This is a genomic window from Maledivibacter sp., assembly GCA_025210375.1.
Classification (GTDB): Bacteria; Bacillota; Clostridia; order Peptostreptococcales; family Caminicellaceae; genus JAOASB01.
In genome coordinates, this window is the sequence record JAOASB010000020.1 from 1 (window position 1) to 18,960 (window position 18,960).

The window sequence follows — 18,960 nt, forward strand, 5'->3', positions numbered from 1 at the left end:
ACTTGGCACAATTGCATATGCGAATATCATCCTTAATTTAATTACTTAAGATATAAGCATATTTGGTGGTATAGCTTTGAAGATTTTTAAACTACATGTAGTAGATGGTTTTTATAGAAAGTAATTATGCAATTTGCTCATTTAAATTAATAGGATTAAGTATAGAATAATAATTAGATTAGTAAAGCCAAGAACTATTTCATGCTAATTCTCTATATGGTAAAATAGAAAAAACAGAAAAGTGGAGTGTAAAGGGTTATGACGAAAAATTCTGTCCTAGTGCATGGATACAATAAGAACAAAAAGGATATGTATGTTCTCTCTAAGAATTTAGAAAAGCTTAATCATAAATGCATAGTGGTAGATTTACCTTTAACATATAAGGAAATTGATTATGCCTATTCTGTATTTGAAAAAAGTATAGAAGGTATTTTAAAGGATTTAAGGGGGGGTGAAAAAATTAATTTGATTGGACATAGTACGGGGGGTTTGATAATAAGAAAACTTCTATTGAATACTAAGTTTATTGATCAAGTTAATAATTGTGTTTTGATTGCTACACCGAATAATGGGAGTGAGCTTGCGGATTTGGCAGCTAGATATTTCGGTTTCTTAACCGATGCCTATAAAACCCTTAAATCATTGCGAACAGAATATGTAAAAAGTATAGAGTTTATTAAGGGGGATAAAGTCAGAGTCGGAGCTATAGCAGGAAATAGAAACAATCTTCTTATGGGTAAGTTTTTGAAAGATCAAAATGATGGTAGGATTAATGTGAATTCTGTATTTCACAAAGGGCTAAACGATTTTATCATACTGCCCTATGGGCATAAAGAAATACATTATAAATGGAAAACCGCAAAGCTTGCAGATAATTTTATAGAAAAAGGACGATTTATTGAGTCCTAAATATATTCAAGCTATGTATACCTATTTTTACATTTTCAATATATTATATAATGTATATGAATCCCTATAAGTAATATTAATCGGAGGATATAAAAATGATTATTCAGCTACCAAAGGAAGTTGAAATTATATTGGATGTATTGTATAACAATGGATATGAAGGATATATAGTAGGAGGATGTGTTAGAGACAGTATTATAGGTAAAATTCCAAATGATTGGGATATTTGTACAAGTGCTGAGCCTAAGGAAATGCTGCATATTTTTAGGCATTTTAAAGTAATACCTACTGGGTTAAAGCATGGTACAGTGACAGTGGTTATAAATAATCAGCATTTTGAAGTGACTACATATAGAATAGACAAAGAATACATAGATGGAAGAAGGCCCAGTGAAGTTGAATTTACCAATAGCTTAAGGGAAGATTTAAAGCGTAGGGATTTTACTATCAATGCTATGGCTTATAATAATAACCACGGTTTAATAGACTATTATGGGGGTATAGACGATATACATAATAAGAAAATTAAGTGTGTAGGAAATGCCTTTGAAAGGTTTAATGAAGATTATCTAAGGATGTTAAGGGGTGTCAGGTTTTCATCACAACTAGAATATGAGCTTGATGTAGAAACATTTAAAGCTATCAAGGAGCTATCACGAAACATCGTAAATATTAGTAAGGAAAGAATAAGAGAAGAAATTAATAGGATTCTATTATCACAAAGGCCCTCAAAGGGGATTGAGCTATTAGAGGTAACTGGATTGCTACAACATATCCTGCCCGAACTTCAAAAATGCGTTAGGTTTCAGCAGAAAAATCCCCATCATGATAAAGACGTATTTTATCATACCTTAAGTGTATTAGATAATACGGATAAGGATTTGGTGTTGAGGCTTTCAGCATTATTACATGATATTGCTAAACCCGAGACCTTTTCTGTAGATGAGGAAAATATAGGACATTTCTATAGGCATCATATGAGGGGGATGGAATTAGCTGAAGGCATACTAAAAAGATTGAAATACGATAATAGAACAATTGAGTCAGTTAAGGCACTAGTTAAGGAACATATGATAAAGCACGATATGCCTACACCAAGAGTAATAAAAAGATTGATTAATAGAGTTGGCAAGGATAATATAGATAGACTATTTAAGCTTCAAGCAGCAGATATAAAGGGGAGTAAAGCACCCTATGATTTTAGCAATATTAACAAAGCAAAAGAGATAAGTGATAAAATATTAAATGAACAGCAGCCATTAACTGTAAAGGATTTAGATATAAATGGTAATGATTTAATGATCCTAGGGGTAGCTCAAGGTAAAGAAATAGGTGCTATTTTAAATAAACTATTAGATAGGGTTCTAGACAATCCACAACTGAATAAAAGGCATATATTGATTGATGAAGCAAAAGAGATTTTAGAAATATGAAAAAAATAAACGAGTAGGATTAATAGTTTATTTTGAATCTGCTTTAATGGGGGGAAAGAAATGTTTTTCAAAAAGAAAAAGAAGGATTCCCATAGGGGAAAGGTTTTATCCAAACAAAAAGAAATTCCAGATATTTTAGAAATTAAAGATAAGGGAAAAGGTAAGCTGGATAATGTCCCCGACGAAATAGTTGCTAAGGCAATTAAGGATATATTATCTAAGGATTGAGGCTATAAAAAATGGTATTACGACAGGCCTATTAGTTATAGGGATGATAAATAGTAATTTCACATTTAAATAGAAAACACTTCTATGGGATTTCCCTATAGAAGTGTTTTTAAATTTATTAATTTTCAAAAAAGAAAAAATGAACCCTTGGGTTCAAAAAAAATGTATGCGTATTAAACATATTATATTAAGATTTTACCCTAAACGACAATAGATGTCAATATATTTATTTCGATTATAAAAAATGTCGAATATTTATAATTATAAAGTGAAGCTAGAAAACTGATTTCCATAATTTTGTATAAAATATTTTGAAATGGCTAAAATACTAGATAAATTAAACTATGGCTCAATAATATTAAGAATGACTATACATATATGTTAAATATGCAAGGAGGTTTTATTGTGCTTTATAAGAAAAAAAGGAAGACGGGTAGAGTGGTTGTATTATTGTGTGGTATTCTCCTTTTTGCCGGGTTTACCTATGGATATATGTCTAATAATAAACCATTAAATAAGCCCCAGAATACCAGCAAGTTACCATTAAGTAGTAATAACAACTATCCAGGGAGTAATATAAAAACTAGGGATGATGAAAAAGTTAATAATGAAGATAGCCAAGAAACTATTGAAAATAAAGAAGCTAATATTAATGAGACAATGAAGGTAGTAAATGAAGAATCAAAAATTGTTTTTAATACACTTTATTTAAAAACTGGTAAAACAGATACTAAAAAGGTCGAAATTCCAGTTACTATTGTGGGAGCGAACCTAAATCAATTTAAAGAATATATAGAAGATAACTATAGGGATTGGGAAATCAAAGGGGTTTCCCTTAGAACCGCCTCCCTATATAAAGAAATTGATGGATATAATCCCAATTACTTCATAATACAAAATAAGGATGGGTATATAGCAGTTTATAAAATTAATAAAGAAGGTAAAAAGGAGGTATATGAGGTAACGGACATATCCATATCAACCTTAAGTGAAATGGATAAATTAAAGCTGGATAAAGGAATAATTGCTAAAAACTTAGAAGAATTGTATAGGATCATAGAAGGTTATAGTAACTAGGTGTACATACTCGTACATCTTTTTTTTTATTAAGTCACATCCAAAACATGAACTGGAGGTGCTACCTGGTCGTTTTTTTATATTACCATCCATAAAAAAGAAGGATTAACAGCATTGATATCGAATATATGTTTGTATCAATAATATTATATTGGAGGATATAGAAATGATCATTTTAGGAATTGATCCAGGCATTGCAATACTTGGATATGGTATAGTAGAATATAATGGGAACTCTTTTAAAACATTGGATTATGGAGCAATACTTACTGACTCAAAACAAGCAACTCCAGATAGATTGAAAAAAATTTATATTGAGTTAGAAGAAATATTGGATTTATATAAGCCCGATGCAGTTGCTATAGAAGAACTGTTTTTCAATAAAAATGTTAAAACCGCAATAGTTGTAGGGCAGGCAAGGGGAGTGGCTATATTAGCCGCCGCTCAAAAGAATGTAGAAATTTTTGAATACACACCACTTCAGGTGAAGCAAGGAGTGGTTGGCTATGGTAGGGCGGAAAAGAAACAGGTACAGATAATGGTAAAAACCTTTCTAAACCTTAAGTCAGTACCAAAACCCGATGATGTAGCCGATGCGCTGGCAGTTGCCATCTGCCATGCCCATACCGGTAGAATGGGTAACATTTTTAAATGTTAGAACTTTAAACTAAACTAACGAGGTGAGATAATTGATAGATTTTATTAAGGGAAAATTAGATTATATTGGAGAAGATCATGTTGTAATAGAAAATAATTCAATAGGTTATAAAATATATACTTCTGCTTATACGGTTTCTGACTTGAACGGAAAAAGCGGAGATGCTATAGTATATACTCAGATGATTGTTAGGGAAGATGATATAAGACTATGTGGGTTTAGCTGTAGAGCTGAACTAAAGGTCTTTGATTTACTTAGGACAGTTAAAGGGGTAGGAACCAAGGTGGCCTTGGGTGTCCTATCTTCTATTCCATATGGACAATTAGTCAATGTTTTAATGGCTGGGGATGTGACAAGCTTAACACGGGCTCCTGGAATAGGTAAAAAAACTGCTCAACGGATTGTTTTAGAGCTTAAGGATAAAGTTAATAAAGTCGATGAATTTAAAACATTGGATTCTGTTGAATTTGACAATAATATAATAAATATTACTTCAGATAATGACGAAGTCATTGAAGCTCTTGTGTCATTAGGGTATAGTAGAGTAGAGGCACAGAAAGTGCTTGGAAAAATAGATAGTAGTCTTCCAATTGAGGAAAAGATAAAGCAGTCATTGAAGCTGTTAGTTAAATAGGAAGGATGATGGATTGAAATGAGTAATGGATTAGATGATAATAGAATAGTAACCCCTACTCTCAAGGAAGATGATAATGAAGTAGAAGGCAGCCTAAGACCCAAAAACTTAAAGGAATATATTGGACAAGATAAGGTTAAAAATAAGCTTAATATTTTTATAGATGCCGCAAAGATGAGGGGGGAAGCCCTAGATCATGTACTATTATATGGGCCTCCTGGGCTTGGGAAAACAACCTTGTCTAATATTATTGCCAATGAAATGGGGGTAAATATAAGGATAACCTCTGGGCCGGCAATTGAACGCCCTGGGGACTTAGCGGCTATACTGACAAATCTAATGGAGAACGATGTTTTATTTATAGATGAGATACATAGACTCAGCCGCAGCGTTGAAGAAGTGCTTTATCCTTCTATGGAGGATTATGCTTTAGATATTATTATTGGTAAAGGACCAAGTGCTAGATCGGTAAGGATTGAATTACCAAAGTTTACTTTGATAGGAGCTACAACAAGGGCTGGAATGTTGACATCTCCACTTAGAGATAGATTTGGGGTTATTTGTAAATTGGATCTTTATAAAAATAAGGATTTAAAAACTATTGTACTAAGATCAGCTAATCTTCTTAATGTGCCTATTAGTGATGAAGCAGCATTGGAAATAGCAAAAAGAAGTAGAGGAACACCTAGAATTGTTAATAGATTACTAAAAAGGGTTAGAGATTTTGCACAGGTTGTTGGTGACGGAGAAATAACCATTGAAGTGGCAAGGAAAGCTTTAAAAATGTTAGAGGTCGATGATCTTGGACTTGATGGAGTTGATAGAAAAATACTAACAACAATAATACAAAACTTTGACGGAGGACCAGTTGGACTAGATACATTAGCGGCTTCAACTGGTGAGGAGAAAAATACCGTGGAAGATGTCATTGAACCATTTTTATTGCAATTAGGTTTTATTAATAGAACTCCTAGGGGAAGGGTAGTAACTAAAAAGGGCTATGAGCATATGGGATTAGACTTTCATCAAAAAGATGGAGATGAAAAGCTATGGGATCTATTGGAAGATTAATTATATATCTTGGTATTACCCTTATAATAATAGGAGTAATAATCATACTAGGGAGCAAAATAGGGCTTGGACGCTTGCCTGGAGATATCTTCATTAAGAAAGGTAATATGACTTTTTATTTTCCTATACTAACATGTATCATTATTAGTGTTCTCTTAACTACAATATTAAATTTATTCTTTAAGAGATAAGGGGCCTTCAAAAAATAAACTAGTCATTTTACTCGTCCTTTTGATTCTTTTCGTACATCTAACTTGTTTAGTTTTTTCATATGCATAAATACTATAAAAGGGGAGTCAAGATGAAAAAAAGAGTATATGTCTTGTGCGGTTTAATATTAATCTTAATTTTTAGCACAATCGTTTCATGGGGTATTGATAAGGATAGTATACCTAGTTTAGTTAAGATTGGTCTTAGATATGGTGAAGGATCTGCGTCTGTAGTAAATCTTAAGTCTATTAGTGGATTTGACTTTGGATATTATGATGATAATGAATTCTGTACCTTATTCGATCTTATGGACGAAGAGAAGCTTATTATTAAAAGGGATGAGTACTTTAAGATACAGGTAGGGGATAGTTTTTCATCTAAAGAAGAAATGGAAGGCTTTATAGATTCTTTGGGGGACTTAGGTTGTTATCCAGTATATGATAGGGGCTGGAAGGTATGGATAGGTCTATTTACTACAAAGGAACAAGCAGAAGAATTCGCAGGTGGAAATGGAAATATCAGTAATAAAAAACTGCAAGTTGTAAATCCTAATAATGGATGTGTTGTAGTTTCAGACAAAAGAGGAAAAAACATCTTTATGTATAATTGTTCCGAAAGAGAATATAATTTTAGACCCGTCCTTGATAAAGATGGAAATGAGTTAATATCCCTTGATGACAAGAAATATCGTGGAGGTATAATTGTTAAAAGGTTCCCGGAGAGTGATATGACTATCATAAATAATATAAGCTTAGAGGATTATCTTTATGGAGTTCTTCCAAGGGAAATGTCGGGGGATTGGCCGATGGAGGCATTGAAAGCTCAAGCTGTTGCAGCACGTACCTACGCGATTGCAACTATACATAAGCATGAAGATTTGGGTTTCAATTTATGTAGTACTACTAATTGTCAAGTATATGGAGGCTACGATGTTGAAAAGCCAAGAAGTAATATGGCGGTTGACGAAACGGCTGGGGAAGTGTTAATCTATGATGGTAAAATAATAAGTCCCTTTTATCATTCCAATAGTGGGGGACACACAGAAGATAGTGAAAATGTTTGGAGTATTAAGTTGCCATATATTAGAGGAGTTGAGGACGAATTTTCTTTAGGGGCTCCAAATAGCAATTGGACAAAGAGTTATACTGTAAAAGAAGTAAAAAATATATTGAATTCCGCTGGACTTACTATAGGAGATATAAGGGCAATGTATTCAGAAGGGCGTTCAAAGAGCGGTAGAGTGCTAAGCTTAAAGATAAGTGATGGTTCGAGGGAAATAGATTTAGCAAAGGGAAAGACTAGATCAATATTTGGTCCTAGGGCCATAAAAAGTATGAATTTTAATATTAGTTCAGATGTGGACTTTTTTATAAAATCAGCTGACTTTGATAGTATTACTACGAAACCAATGAGTAGTGTTACTATATTATCAGCGGATAAGTCTATAAAAACCTCGCCAGATGAGAACTATAAAGTATTTAATGGGGATGATTATATAACATCTTCTGGAGTTCCTACAAAATACATATTTAGTGGTATAGGATATGGTCATGGATTGGGTATGAGTCAATGGGGAGCAAAAAAAATGGCTGAATTGGGATATATCTATGAAGATATATTAAAGCACTATTATAGTGGTACAATGATATATAAATAGCAATATATAGATTATATTTTATTCCTTAAAATTGCCTTAAAACATTGGCTATTTAATAAAATAATAGGAGTTATGACAATGAAGACAAGTGATTTTTATTTTGATTTACCCGAGGAGCTAATTGCTCAGGTACCTTTAGAAGTAAGGGATGAATCTAGACTTATGGTACTTAACAAAGAAAATGGAGATATAAAGCATAAAACCTTTGCCGATATTTTAGATTATCTAAGGGAAGGCGATTGCTTAGTTCTAAATGACACAAGGGTCATACCTGCAAGGCTTTTTGGTGTAAAGGATACTGGAGCAAATGTTGAATTCTTACTTTTGAAGAGAGTAGATAAAAATAAATGGCAAACCCTGGTTAAACCTGGTAAAAGGGCCAAGCTGGGCTCTAAGTTCTCCTTTGGTAATAATAATGAATTGACAGGAGAAATCGTTGATTTAGCTGAAGAGGGAACAAGGATAATAGAATTTACATATGATGGAATATTTGAAGAGGTGCTGGATAAGCTGGGGAATATGCCCCTTCCACCATATATAACCGAGACCTTAAATGATAGAGAGCGATATCAAACGGTGTACTCAAAACACAGTGGATCTGCTGCTGCGCCAACGGCAGGTCTTCATTTTACAGAGGAGCTTCTAGATAAAATACAGAAAAAGGGTATAAAAATAGCGTATGTAACTTTACATGTAGGGCTTGGAACATTTAGACCAGTAAAAGTAGATAATGTACTTGAACATAAAATGCATTCGGAATTTTATATGGTTAGTAAAGAGGCCGCGGAATTAATAAATGCAACAAAACAGAATGGTGGTAGAATAATATCCGTTGGAACAACAGCCACAAGAACGTTGGAAACTGTAGCAAGCAATGAAGGATTAATGAAAGAGGGAAATGGTTGGACTGATATATTCATATATCCAGGCTATGAATTTAAGATTATTGATGGACTTTTGACAAATTTTCATTTGCCAGAATCTACGCTAATAATGCTTGTTAGCTCCCTTTCCAGTAGGGAAAATGTATTGAATGCTTATAATGAAGCTGTGAAAGAGAGATATAGGTTTTTTAGTTTTGGAGATGCAATGCTAGTGATATAGGAGGAAAAAATATGGCAATAAAATATGAACTAATAAAAGAATGTAAGCAAACTGGTGCTAGATTAGGTAAGATACATACACCCCATGGGACTATAGAAACTCCTATTTTTATGCCCGTAGGCACACAGGCAACTGTTAAGTCTATGACACCAGAGGAATTAAAGGAAGTACAGTCGCAAATAATATTAAGTAATACATATCATCTTTATTTAAGACCCGGCCATGAGCTGGTAGAAAAAGCCGGTGGGCTTCATAGATTCATGAATTGGGATAGACCTATACTTACTGATAGTGGAGGATTTCAGGTTTTTAGCTTAGGGGATCTTAGAAAGATTTCTGAAGAAGGAGTGGAGTTTAGATCTCATATTGATGGTTCTAAGCATTTTATAAGTCCAGAAAAAGCAATGCAAATTCAAAATGCCTTAGGCTCGGACATAATGATGGCCTTTGATGAATGTGCCCCTTATCCAGCAGACAGAGAATATGTTAAAAATTCTTTGGAAAGGACAACTAGATGGGCGAAGAGATGTAAAGATGCCCATAAAAGAACTGATACCCAGGCATTGTTTGGGATTATTCAAGGTGGGATGTATAAGGATTTAAGAGAACAAAGTGTTAAAGAAATTACTGATCTGGATTTTCCAGGATATGCTGTAGGAGGACTAAGTGTAGGTGAGCCTAAGCCTCTCATGTATGAGGTCCTTGAATATACAACGCCTTTAATGCCTAAGAATAAGCCTAGGTATCTCATGGGAGTAGGTAGTCCCGATTGTTTGATTGAAGGTGTTATTAGAGGAATAGACATGTTTGATTGTGTTCTTCCTACTAGGATAGCTAGGAATGGTACAGCCATGACAAGTCAAGGGAGAATAACCATAAAGCAAGCTAGGTACTTTGACGATTTTACTCCACTTGATCCCGAATGTGACTGTTATACTTGTAGGAATTATACTAAAGCATATTTGAGACATTTATTTAAGGCAAATGAGATTTTATCATCAAGACTATTTTCATACCACAATTTATACTTTTTACTTAAGCTTATGGAGAATGTAAGGGAAGCAATAAGAAATGATAGTTTATTAGATTTTAGAAAAGAGTTTTTTCAAAAGTATGGCTATGAATTAAATTAAAAAAAATAAAGGAAAATTAAATTTTCTGTTGAATATTATAAGTTGAGTATTATTAGCCACCATAGAGATTCCAGTCAAAACTTTAACTTATGCACATCAAAGCTTTTGGCAAGATATGAGATTTTGATATGTATAAGTTAAGATTTACTTAGAACTCTATACAGATTAAAAGGAGGAGAGTTATAGTGCAACAATATTCAGGTTTAGTAATGATGGTTGTGTTCTTTGGTATCTTTTACTTTTTGTTAATCAGACCTCAACAAAAGAAAAATAAGAACATCCAAAAAATGAGAAGTGAATTGAAGGTTGGAGATAATATCATAACCATAGGTGGAATACATGGTAAAGTGCTAAACATCAAAGATGAAGTGTTAACTCTAGAAGTTGGTGCTGATAAGGCAAAACTACAGATTGCAAAATGGGCTGTAGGAAGTGTAAGTGATAAAGAATAGTTTAAAGAGAATGGTTTAGAGCCATTCTTTTTTTTGTAAAAAATGTATAAATAATTTCTCCCTACATATATTTTATTAAAAGTATAAAGTATTATGGGGAGGTGTATTGGTTTGGCTAAAGCTAAAATTTTAAATAATAAAGAAAAAATGCCTAGACTTACATACTTGAGGAGTATTTTAAGAGCAGTATTATTTGCATTAATAATCATGGTGGTTGTAGCGGCACTGATAACATTTACTTCTCTATCAGAAGCAATGATGCCCATGGTGACGTCTATTATTATGATTTTGAGTATAGCCTTTAGTGGGTTACTATCAGCTAGACAATTTAAAAATAAAGGATTCATACATGGTATAGTGACTGGGGCTATATATATCCTGTTGATTATGTTTTTAAGTTGGATTTTTATAAGGGACTTTTCAATAGACAAGTTTAATATCATAAAAGGGGTTATAGGAATTGTTTCTGGTGGAATAGGAGGAATGATAGGAGTAAATTTAAAATAATACTTTTCATTAGTAATAGCTATGTGCTATAATTTAGTAGTACTTATAAATTTAGGAGGTAGGAATAAAAAATGAAGCACATAAAAACATTAAGCTTTGGATCACTTAAGCAATCTGCAGCTAAGGGTGGATGTGGAGAATGTCAAACATCTTGTCAGTCCGCGTGTAAAACTTCTTGTACAGTAGGAAACCAAGAATGTGAAAACAGATAATACTACATACAAAAGGCAGCATATAGGCTGCTTTTTCTATGTGAAAAATATTTTATAGAGAGTTTAGGGTAAATCTTAATTTATACATAGCAAAATACTCAGTGTTTCTAAGAGTTTTTGATATGTATAAATTAAAGTTTTGACTGGAATCTCTATATATAGATAATCTGAGTTATCTATAATGGATTTTACACTTGATTAATAAATCTAAATTTAATAGAATAAAAATTAGAGCTTTATACAAATTAATGAAAAAGGGGACAAGATATGATACATAAGTTTAGAATAGATGATGTAATGATAGTTATGGATGTGAATAGTGGTGCTATTCACGTTGTAGATGAACTAGTTTACGACATCTTAGATTATTATCCTTTTAGTGATAAACAAGAAATGATTGAAAAGTTAAAAAATAAGTATAATGAAGGTGAAATTGAAGCTGCAGCTGAGGAGATAGATGAGCTTATAGAAAATGGAATATTATTTAGTGATGATACTTATATAAACAACTCCTTTTTCACAAATAGAAAACCTGTTATAAAAGCCTTATGTCTTCATATTGCCCATGACTGTAATATTAGATGTGAGTATTGCTTTGCTTCACAGGGGGACTTTAAAGGTGATAGAAGCCTAATGACGGAAGAAGTAGGAAAAAAAGCACTAGATTTTCTTATTGAAAACTCGGGAAATAGAAGAAATCTAGAGGTTGACTTCTTTGGTGGAGAACCTCTATTAAATTTTGAAGTAGTAAAGAAATTAGTTGAATATGGTAGAAAAAGAGAAAAGGAAGCAAATAAAAGATTTAGATTTACCATAACTACAAATGGAGTACTACTAAATGATGAGATAATAGAGTATATTAATGAAAATATGGACAATGTGGTTTTAAGTATAGATGGAAGAAAAGAAATAAATGATAAGATGAGATATACCATAAATGGTGGGGGCACATATGATATAATTATTCCTAGAATCAAAAAAATGGTGGATGCTAGAAAGGATAAAAGCTATTATGTTAGGGGAACCTTTACAAAGCATAATCTGGATTTTGCAAAGGATGTACTGCATTTAGCGGATTTAGGCTTTAAGAGTACTTCCATTGAACCAGTGGTGGCTGAACCCGGTAAAAGTTATGAATTGACTGAGGAAGATTTGCCGGAAATCCTTGAACATTATGAAGAGTTGGCTAGGGAAATTATCCGTAGGGAAGAGGCCGGTAAGGGCTTTAACTTTTTTCACTTTATGATTGACCTTAATCAAGGGCCTTGTGTTATAAAAAGACTAACTGGATGTGGTGCTGGCTCAGAATATTTAGCCATTACTCCAGAGGGTGATATATATCCCTGTCATCAATTTGTGGGGAATACAGATTTTTCAATGGGCAATGTATTAACTGAATTCAAAAACAGGGAAATAGGAACTAATTTTGCAAATGCCCATGTATATAGCAAAGAAAAATGTAGGGAATGTTGGGCTAAATTTTATTGCAGTGGTGGATGCCATGCAAACGCCTATAACTTTAATGAAGATATAAATGTTCCCTATGAGCTTGGTTGTGAGATGGAAAAAAAGAGAATAGAATGTTCACTGTATATAAAGGTAAAACTAAACATGAAATAGAATTATATTATAGTGGAGGTAATATTTATGGTTATAAAATACCTAGATCATGAACCAAGTATTCATGGGAGCTGTTATGTATCTGAAACAGCTCAAATTATTGGGAGAGTAACTTTAAAGGAAAATGCAAATGTTTGGTTTGGAAGCGTATTAAGGGGGGATGGAAACTATATTGAAGTAGGAGCCAACACGAATATACAGGATAATAGTGTTGTCCATATAAATAAAGATACGCCAACGATAATTGGAGAGAATTGTACCATAGGTCATGGAGCAATTGTTCATGCCTGCACAATTGGGAATAATGTTTTAATTGGAATGGGAGCAATTGTTTTAGATGGAGCAGTTATTGAAGATAATGTTATAATTGGAGCTGGCGCATTGGTTCCACCAGGCAAAACAATTCCTCAAGATTCGTTAGCAGTAGGCTCTCCATGTAAAGTAGTAAGAAAGCTTTCTGAAGAAGAAGTTAGTGGTTTAGAAGAATCTGCAATACACTATGTAAAACGATCAAAGGAATACAAAGGGAAATAAAGTTAGGAGGATATGGGTATGAAGTTAAAAAACTTTTTTATATTTTTACTTGTCCTAGTTATTGTAGGGGCAGGTATATATACTGCTTTTTCTGGACTGAAAATAGGTAGTTTTACTATTGATCCTGTTAAGGATTCAATGAAATTAGGTTTGGATATTGAGGGTGGAGCTTTTGTAGTACTAGAAGCTGATACAGATGTAAAGGGTGACGAATTAAAGAGAATAATGGATCAAACCAAAGAAGTAATAACTAGACGTGTTAATGCTATGGGACTTACTGAGCCTAACATTGTACTTGAAGGTGAGAAAAGAATAAGAATAGAGCTACCTGGTGTAAAGGATGCTCAAGAAGCTATTGATGCAATAGGGAAGACAGCTCAGCTTAAATTTGTTAAGTCAAATGGAGAACTAGTTATCAGTGGTAATGATGTAAAGAATGCTAAACTAGGATTTGATGGTAAAACTAATAAGCCTGTAGTTAGCTTAGAATTAAATAGTGAAGGAACTAAGTTATTTCAGATAGCTACAAGGGAACTATCTAAGCTGCCAGAAAAGATAGTTGATCCAAATGATTCTTCAAAAATGATGATGAATGTAGATAAAATAATACATATTGTATTAGATGATCAAATAATTTCTAGTCCAATGGTTAATGATGAGATTCCCAATGGAAAAGCTTCTATATCAGGAAGTTTTACCTCTGAGTCTGCGGCAAATCTTGCTGCACTTATTAGAGGGGGAGCATTGCCAGTTAACCTAATTGAGAAACAAACTTCAGCGATTGGACCTACTCTAGGGTTGGATTCCCTTAAGACAAGCCTTGATGCGGCTAAAATAGGTATATTACTTGTACTTCTATTTATGCTTCTATATTACAGGGTACCTGGATTAGTTGCTAATATTGCTTTGATTATTTATATCTTAATCGTTGTTTTTGTATTAATAGGACTAAATGCGACATTAACACTACCTGGAGTAGCTGGATTGATTTTAGGTGTAGGTATGGCTGTTGATGCTAATGTAATAATCTTTGAGAGATTAAAGGAAGAACTAAGAAATGGAAAAACCATAAGATCTTCCATAGATTCAGGTTTTGCTAAGGCACTTAGAACAATTCTAGATGCAAACATCACTACCTTCATAGCCGCAATAGTACTTTACTATTTTGGACTTGGACCGATACAAGGATTTGCAGTAACACTTATGGTTGGTATACTGGCAAGTATGTTTACAGCAGTATTTGTTACTAAGTATTTATTGAAACTTATTGTGAGAATGGATATATTCAAAAATATTAAGCTATTTGGGGCGTAAAATAACTTTTTAAAGTTATGGAAGGATATACAGCTCTATGATCAAAATATTAAAAGAGAGATATGAAACATTCATTACTTTTCTAAAATATAAGAAGGTCTAGAGATTGATATCTACAGAAGGGAGAATTAATATGAAAATTGCACAGAATTATAAAATTTGGTTTAGTATATCGTTAGCAGTTATGATTTTAGGACTAGTTATGGCAATTACTTCTGGTGTTAACCTTGGTATAGATTTTACTGGCGGAACCTTGATGCAATTTAATATTGGTCAAGATTTTACAGTTGAGGAGATTAAGGAGCTAACTTCTCAGTTTGAATTAAATGCAGATGTACTACATGCTGGAGTAGATAAAAAGGAAGTAATAATCAAGACTAAGAAGGATTTATCAAATCAAAAGAGAGTGGAAATATTTAATGCTTTTAAGGAAAAATATAATTTAAAGGATACAGATTTTAGACAAGCACAGCAATTTGGACCAGCTATGGGAAGCGAAATTAGAAACAAAGCTTTGATTTCTATACTTTTAGCTTCTATAGGAATGCTTATCTATATAAGTTATAGATTTCAATTTAGATTCGGAGCTGCTGCTATTGTAGCACTTATTCACGATACACTGATAGTGTTATCAATATATTCTATATTCAAGGTTCCAGTAAATAGTCCCTTTATTGCTGCAATTCTAACAATAGTGGGGTACTCTATAAATGATACAATTGTTGTATTTGATAGGTTAAGGGAAAATCTTAAATATAGAAAAAAAGAGTCGTACTTTGAGATCGCTGATAATAGTATAAAGCAAACATTAACTAGATCAATCAATACATCTATAACTACACTTTTAGTGATCGGATGCTTATATGTATTTGGGGTTGAATCAATTAAAGAATTTGCTTTACCGCTTTTAGCAGGGGTACTTACAGGAACATATTCATCTATATTTATTGCTAGTCCAGTTTGGGCGATATCAAAAAGCATGGCTAAGAAATAAGACGGTATTGGTCTTGTATAATATAAGTTATAAACAAACCCATGGGATTTAAGAATTCCCATGGGTTTCAGATTGTAGACAAAATCTACAAGATGACAGACTGCCTAAAAACTTGAAGTTCAAGGCGTGCTAAAACCCAGAGTCCGCAGCGTATATAGACATACGTAAGGATTCTGGGGTGAAGCAACAACGAAGAAATTCCAGTTTTTAGGTAGCCTGAAACCCATGGGATTTATGAATTTCCATGGGTTTTTATCAATTTAAAGAAGGATAAAAAGGGTTTTTGTTGAATATTAATTTTAGGCACATTTAAAAAATAAACGGTGAGTATGTTCAAGATAGAGTACCTAGAAAATAATCAAAATGACTTCCAAATCTGACTTGTTTATTTTTTCATGTACCCTATAAAGGCTGAAGCTGTTAAGGAGTGATTTTATGCAGATTTTATTTATATTTTCACTTGTATTTGCCATTCTTGTTTCAATATTTGCAGTTATGAATTCAGAACCGGTTACCATAAAATTATTATGGAAAGAATTTCAGTTTTCCCAGGCAATAGTTATATTAGGCTCTGCAGTATTTGGAGCGGTGATTGTAGCTCTTTTAGGAGTTTTTAACAAGGTTAAATCTAGCTTGAAGATTCGTGAACTGCAAAATAAAATTAAGAGTTTAGAAAAAGAGATTCAAGAATTAAAACCTGCTGAAACTATAAACGAGGAGATATCCCATGAAAATGCCACAAATGATAATTTAGAAAATGTTGAGCAGAATATAATAGAAGATGTAAAGCCAGAAAATGAAGAAGAGAAGAAGTTATAGGTTTATGGAAAAAACAGGTCATAACATTAAAATATGATATGACCCTAGGAATTTTTATGTTACCGGTTACTTAATATAGAAATATAAAGGAGATGTTGTCTTTCTATAGAACGAAATCAGTTGAATCATAGGATAATTTATCATATAATATTATGTGGTTAGTTTTTTGATGTTGAACTTATGTAGTTGAAGAAATTGCATAACTCTTACTTGGATAAACCTAATATGGGAATATCATCCTTGATTTAATGGCTTAAGGTATAAGCATATTTGATGGCATAGCTTTGAGGATTTTAAAACTACATGTAGTATAGGGTTTTTATAAAAAGTAACTATGCAATTTGCTCAGTTATGAAAAATGACGGGAGAAAGAATGTTGCTTCATGATAAATTATGGATATTAAAAGAGGAAAGTAAAATAGAAGCTGAAAACTTGGCAGATAAGCTGGGTGTTTCAAAAATTATTGCACAGCTTTTAATAAATAGAGGAATTAATAGTATTGATGAAGCTAAAGCTTTTTTTAGTTCCGGGCAGGGCTGTTTACAACATAGTTCAATACCGGCCTTTGAAATTGATATGGAGCTAAGTGTAAAGGATATAGGATTTGAATTGATAGAAGGATTAAGGGAATTTTGTTATGGAGATTTAAAACCCCTATTCCTTTATAAAAAAATAATAGTAGACAGCGTTAATTTTTTTGGTGAAAACAATGAGCATCTTAAGCTTCTGGTACAAGATAAAAATAGAGTATTTGATTGTATTGGTATGAATCTTGGTATACATAATAGTACTCTATCCAAGGGAGAAAAAATAGATTTAGTATTTACTCTAGATGTATACTCCTTTAAGGGGATTGAAACCATTAGGTTGAATTTGCTTGATATAAGAAGACGTTGTGAAGAAGGCTATAAGGAAAGTGAATTGATAAATAATTACTATAAAAGCTTTCCTAATATTTTTAAAGCATTTGATTTTAAACAAAGGGAATTTATGTTAGAAAACATCTTAGATTTTAGAAATATAGAAGACAGAGCTGGCTATATTATTGAAACCATAGATTTTAACAACTCTAATATAATTCTGATAAACACTATAGAGGGTCTGATAGAATTTAGTTTGTCTATGGATGGGACAGGTTATGCTGATAACCTTCACACCGTAAGCTTTAATATTCCAGAAACAACGGGCAAAAATGCTATAGTTGTAAATCCCATTTTAAGCAATTTGCATATCGAAAAGTATGATAATATCTATCTATATGACATGCCTATCATGAAAGAACAAATAAACATGTTAATGGGTATCAACATGGATACAAAAATTCATTTTCTTTATAACGAAGGGGATAGAAAACCCATAAAAGTTTTTTTCGATAGTGTCATTCCCTATAGGGAGGATTTAGTAGAAGTTTATAAATATTTAAAGGGACATAGCAATAATAAAAAATACATTTATAAAGATTTAACTAACAATTTGCTAAATATGAATTTGACTAAGCTTAACCTTTGTTTAGATATATTATCAGATGCCAATTTGATATGCTACAATATTGAAGAAGAACTAAATATTGATTTGCTTCCGCCACCAAAAAAGAAGCTTGATATCTCTGCTACACAATTGTTTAAAAGAATAACAAGAATAAAAGAGGACTTCAAAAATTTATCTGAGTTGCTATTTACTATTAATTTAAAAGCAAAAGTAAAAAATGAGAGTGATTAAACTTTTATCTATAGAGAGTTTCTAGTATAAATTAAGGTCTTTACTGGAATTTCTATATAACAACAGACATAGGGAGGATTTATTGTGAATATAAAGGATAAGATTAGAGTCGTAGAAGATTTTCCTAAGGAGGGAATAAGCTTTAAGGACATTACCACTTTACTCCAGGATGGTGAAGCCTATAAAAATGCTATAGATTTATGCATAGAAGAGGTAAAGGATAAAGACTATGATATCATCGTAGGACCTGAGGCTAGAGGCTTTTTAATAGGAGCCCCAATGTCCTATGCTACGAAAAAGGGTTTTGTACCTGTCAGAAAGCCTGGTAAGCTTCCATTTGAGACGATAAAATATGAATATGAACTAGAATATGGTACAGACACATTAGAGATGCATAAAGACTCAATTAAGCCCGGTCAGAAGGTTATGATTGTCGATGACCTATTAGCTACTGGAGGAACAACTTTATCTACTATTAAGTTAATCGAGGAGCTAGGCGGTGAAGTGGTTTCAGTACTATTTTTAATAGAACTCTCCTTCTTAAGTGGAAGAGATACATTAAAGGGTTATGATGTGAAATCAATAATTAAGTATTAGTGAATGGGTTTCCATTCACTATTTTTTGTTATATAATATATTATAATTTCTTATATAATCTTATTTTTTTGACATAT

Annotated in this window: 21 protein-coding genes; all 21 read left to right on the plus strand. The window is 32.6% G+C overall.

All coding sequences use genetic code 11. The features are described from left to right. Positions 1-258: 258 nt before the first annotated feature. Positions 259-909, plus strand: coding sequence for an alpha/beta hydrolase (locus N4A68_06655; protein MCT4563988.1), 651 nt, complete (start codon positions 259-261; stop codon positions 907-909). 95 nt (positions 910-1,004) lie between these two features. Next, entirely contained in the window at positions 1,005-2,342 is a 1,338-nt protein-coding gene (locus N4A68_06660) for a CCA tRNA nucleotidyltransferase (GenBank protein ID MCT4563989.1), read from the plus strand. Between the two features lie 60 nt (positions 2,343-2,402). Beyond that, positions 2,403-2,570 carry a hypothetical protein gene (locus N4A68_06665; GenBank protein MCT4563990.1) on the plus strand — a complete coding sequence of 56 codons (168 nt, stop codon included), beginning with the start codon at positions 2,403-2,405 and terminating at the stop codon, positions 2,568-2,570. A 405-nt stretch (positions 2,571-2,975) separates the two neighbouring features. Further along, entirely contained in the window at positions 2,976-3,647 is a 672-nt protein-coding gene (locus tag N4A68_06670) for a BofC C-terminal domain-containing protein (protein ID MCT4563991.1), read from the plus strand. Positions 3,648-3,813: 166 nt separating this feature from the next. After that, positions 3,814-4,305 (plus strand): crossover junction endodeoxyribonuclease RuvC, encoded by a 492-nt coding sequence (gene ruvC, locus N4A68_06675; GenBank protein ID MCT4563992.1) that lies wholly within the window; start codon positions 3,814-3,816, stop codon positions 4,303-4,305. 31 nt (positions 4,306-4,336) lie between these two features. Further along, complete coding sequence (gene ruvA / locus N4A68_06680) at positions 4,337-4,939, plus strand: Holliday junction branch migration protein RuvA (protein MCT4563993.1); 603 nt, start codon at positions 4,337-4,339, stop codon at positions 4,937-4,939. 18 nt (positions 4,940-4,957) lie between these two features. Continuing rightward, entirely contained in the window at positions 4,958-6,010 is a 1,053-nt protein-coding gene (ruvB, locus tag N4A68_06685; protein MCT4563994.1) for a Holliday junction branch migration DNA helicase RuvB, read from the plus strand. Further along, on the plus strand, positions 5,989-6,201 hold the full coding sequence (locus tag N4A68_06690) for a DUF2905 domain-containing protein (protein ID MCT4563995.1): 213 nt from the start codon (positions 5,989-5,991) through the stop codon (positions 6,199-6,201). Before ruvB ends, N4A68_06690 begins: the two co-directional genes overlap by 22 nt. Positions 6,202-6,311: 110 nt before the next feature. Further along, positions 6,312-7,877, plus strand: coding sequence for a SpoIID/LytB domain-containing protein (locus N4A68_06695; GenBank protein MCT4563996.1), 1,566 nt, complete (start codon positions 6,312-6,314; stop codon positions 7,875-7,877). Between the two features lie 78 nt (positions 7,878-7,955). After that, positions 7,956-8,981, plus strand: a complete 1,026-nt coding sequence (gene queA, locus N4A68_06700) for a tRNA preQ1(34) S-adenosylmethionine ribosyltransferase-isomerase QueA (protein MCT4563997.1) — start codon at positions 7,956-7,958, stop codon at positions 8,979-8,981. A gap of 11 nt (positions 8,982-8,992) precedes the next feature. Further along, entirely contained in the window at positions 8,993-10,114 is a 1,122-nt protein-coding gene (tgt, locus tag N4A68_06705) for a tRNA guanosine(34) transglycosylase Tgt (protein MCT4563998.1), read from the plus strand. Between the two features lie 185 nt (positions 10,115-10,299). Then, entirely contained in the window at positions 10,300-10,566 is a 267-nt protein-coding gene (yajC, locus tag N4A68_06710; GenBank protein MCT4563999.1) for a preprotein translocase subunit YajC, read from the plus strand. A gap of 111 nt (positions 10,567-10,677) precedes the next feature. Beyond that, entirely contained in the window at positions 10,678-11,073 is a 396-nt protein-coding gene (locus tag N4A68_06715; GenBank protein ID MCT4564000.1) for a TIGR04086 family membrane protein, read from the plus strand. Between the two features lie 71 nt (positions 11,074-11,144). Next, on the plus strand, positions 11,145-11,285 hold the full coding sequence (scfA, locus tag N4A68_06720) for a six-cysteine ranthipeptide SCIFF (GenBank protein ID MCT4564001.1): 141 nt from the start codon (positions 11,145-11,147) through the stop codon (positions 11,283-11,285). A 267-nt stretch (positions 11,286-11,552) separates the two neighbouring features. Beyond that, the gene (gene scfB, locus N4A68_06725) at positions 11,553-12,905 is read left to right on the plus strand and encodes a thioether cross-link-forming SCIFF peptide maturase (protein MCT4564002.1); all 1,353 of its coding nucleotides are present in this window, start codon (positions 11,553-11,555) and stop codon (positions 12,903-12,905) included. A gap of 27 nt (positions 12,906-12,932) precedes the next feature. Beyond that, complete coding sequence (locus N4A68_06730) at positions 12,933-13,439, plus strand: gamma carbonic anhydrase family protein (GenBank protein ID MCT4564003.1); 507 nt, start codon at positions 12,933-12,935, stop codon at positions 13,437-13,439. An 18-nt stretch (positions 13,440-13,457) separates the two neighbouring features. Then, positions 13,458-14,753, plus strand: coding sequence for a protein translocase subunit SecD (secD, locus tag N4A68_06735; protein MCT4564004.1), 1,296 nt, complete (start codon positions 13,458-13,460; stop codon positions 14,751-14,753). A gap of 133 nt (positions 14,754-14,886) precedes the next feature. After that, entirely contained in the window at positions 14,887-15,747 is an 861-nt protein-coding gene (secF, locus tag N4A68_06740) for a protein translocase subunit SecF (GenBank protein ID MCT4564005.1), read from the plus strand. A 435-nt stretch (positions 15,748-16,182) separates the two neighbouring features. After that, on the plus strand, positions 16,183-16,566 hold the full coding sequence (locus tag N4A68_06745) for a LapA family protein (GenBank protein ID MCT4564006.1): 384 nt from the start codon (positions 16,183-16,185) through the stop codon (positions 16,564-16,566). A gap of 373 nt (positions 16,567-16,939) precedes the next feature. Beyond that, positions 16,940-18,286, plus strand: coding sequence for a hypothetical protein (locus N4A68_06750; protein ID MCT4564007.1), 1,347 nt, complete (start codon positions 16,940-16,942; stop codon positions 18,284-18,286). Positions 18,287-18,370: 84 nt separating this feature from the next. Beyond that, positions 18,371-18,883 (plus strand): adenine phosphoribosyltransferase, encoded by a 513-nt coding sequence (locus N4A68_06755; GenBank protein ID MCT4564008.1) that lies wholly within the window; start codon positions 18,371-18,373, stop codon positions 18,881-18,883. The last annotated feature ends 77 nt before the right edge of the window (positions 18,884-18,960 follow it).

What these genes read in the sequence shown, in the direction of transcription:
- N4A68_06655 (MCT4563988.1), top strand. Translation starts at nt 259, where the DNA reads ATGACGAAAAATTCTGTCCTAGTGCATGGATACAATAAGAACAAAAAG.
- N4A68_06660 (MCT4563989.1), top strand. Translation starts at nt 1,005, where the DNA reads ATGATTATTCAGCTACCAAAGGAAGTTGAAATTATATTGGATGTATTG.
- N4A68_06665 (MCT4563990.1), top strand. Translation starts at nt 2,403, where the DNA reads ATGTTTTTCAAAAAGAAAAAGAAGGATTCCCATAGGGGAAAGGTTTTA.
- ruvC (MCT4563992.1), top strand. Translation starts at nt 3,814, where the DNA reads ATGATCATTTTAGGAATTGATCCAGGCATTGCAATACTTGGATATGGT.
- ruvB (MCT4563994.1), top strand. Translation starts at nt 4,958, where the DNA reads ATGAGTAATGGATTAGATGATAATAGAATAGTAACCCCTACTCTCAAG.
- N4A68_06690 (MCT4563995.1), top strand. Translation starts at nt 5,989, where the DNA reads ATGGGATCTATTGGAAGATTAATTATATATCTTGGTATTACCCTTATA.
- N4A68_06695 (MCT4563996.1), top strand. Translation starts at nt 6,312, where the DNA reads ATGAAAAAAAGAGTATATGTCTTGTGCGGTTTAATATTAATCTTAATT.
- queA (MCT4563997.1), top strand. Translation starts at nt 7,956, where the DNA reads ATGAAGACAAGTGATTTTTATTTTGATTTACCCGAGGAGCTAATTGCT.
- tgt (MCT4563998.1), top strand. Translation starts at nt 8,993, where the DNA reads ATGGCAATAAAATATGAACTAATAAAAGAATGTAAGCAAACTGGTGCT.
- scfA (MCT4564001.1), top strand. Translation starts at nt 11,145, where the DNA reads ATGAAGCACATAAAAACATTAAGCTTTGGATCACTTAAGCAATCTGCA.
- scfB (MCT4564002.1), top strand. Translation starts at nt 11,553, where the DNA reads ATGATACATAAGTTTAGAATAGATGATGTAATGATAGTTATGGATGTG.
- N4A68_06730 (MCT4564003.1), top strand. Translation starts at nt 12,933, where the DNA reads ATGGTTATAAAATACCTAGATCATGAACCAAGTATTCATGGGAGCTGT.
- secD (MCT4564004.1), top strand. Translation starts at nt 13,458, where the DNA reads ATGAAGTTAAAAAACTTTTTTATATTTTTACTTGTCCTAGTTATTGTA.
- secF (MCT4564005.1), top strand. Translation starts at nt 14,887, where the DNA reads ATGAAAATTGCACAGAATTATAAAATTTGGTTTAGTATATCGTTAGCA.
- N4A68_06745 (MCT4564006.1), top strand. Translation starts at nt 16,183, where the DNA reads ATGCAGATTTTATTTATATTTTCACTTGTATTTGCCATTCTTGTTTCA.
- N4A68_06750 (MCT4564007.1), top strand. Translation starts at nt 16,940, where the DNA reads ATGTTGCTTCATGATAAATTATGGATATTAAAAGAGGAAAGTAAAATA.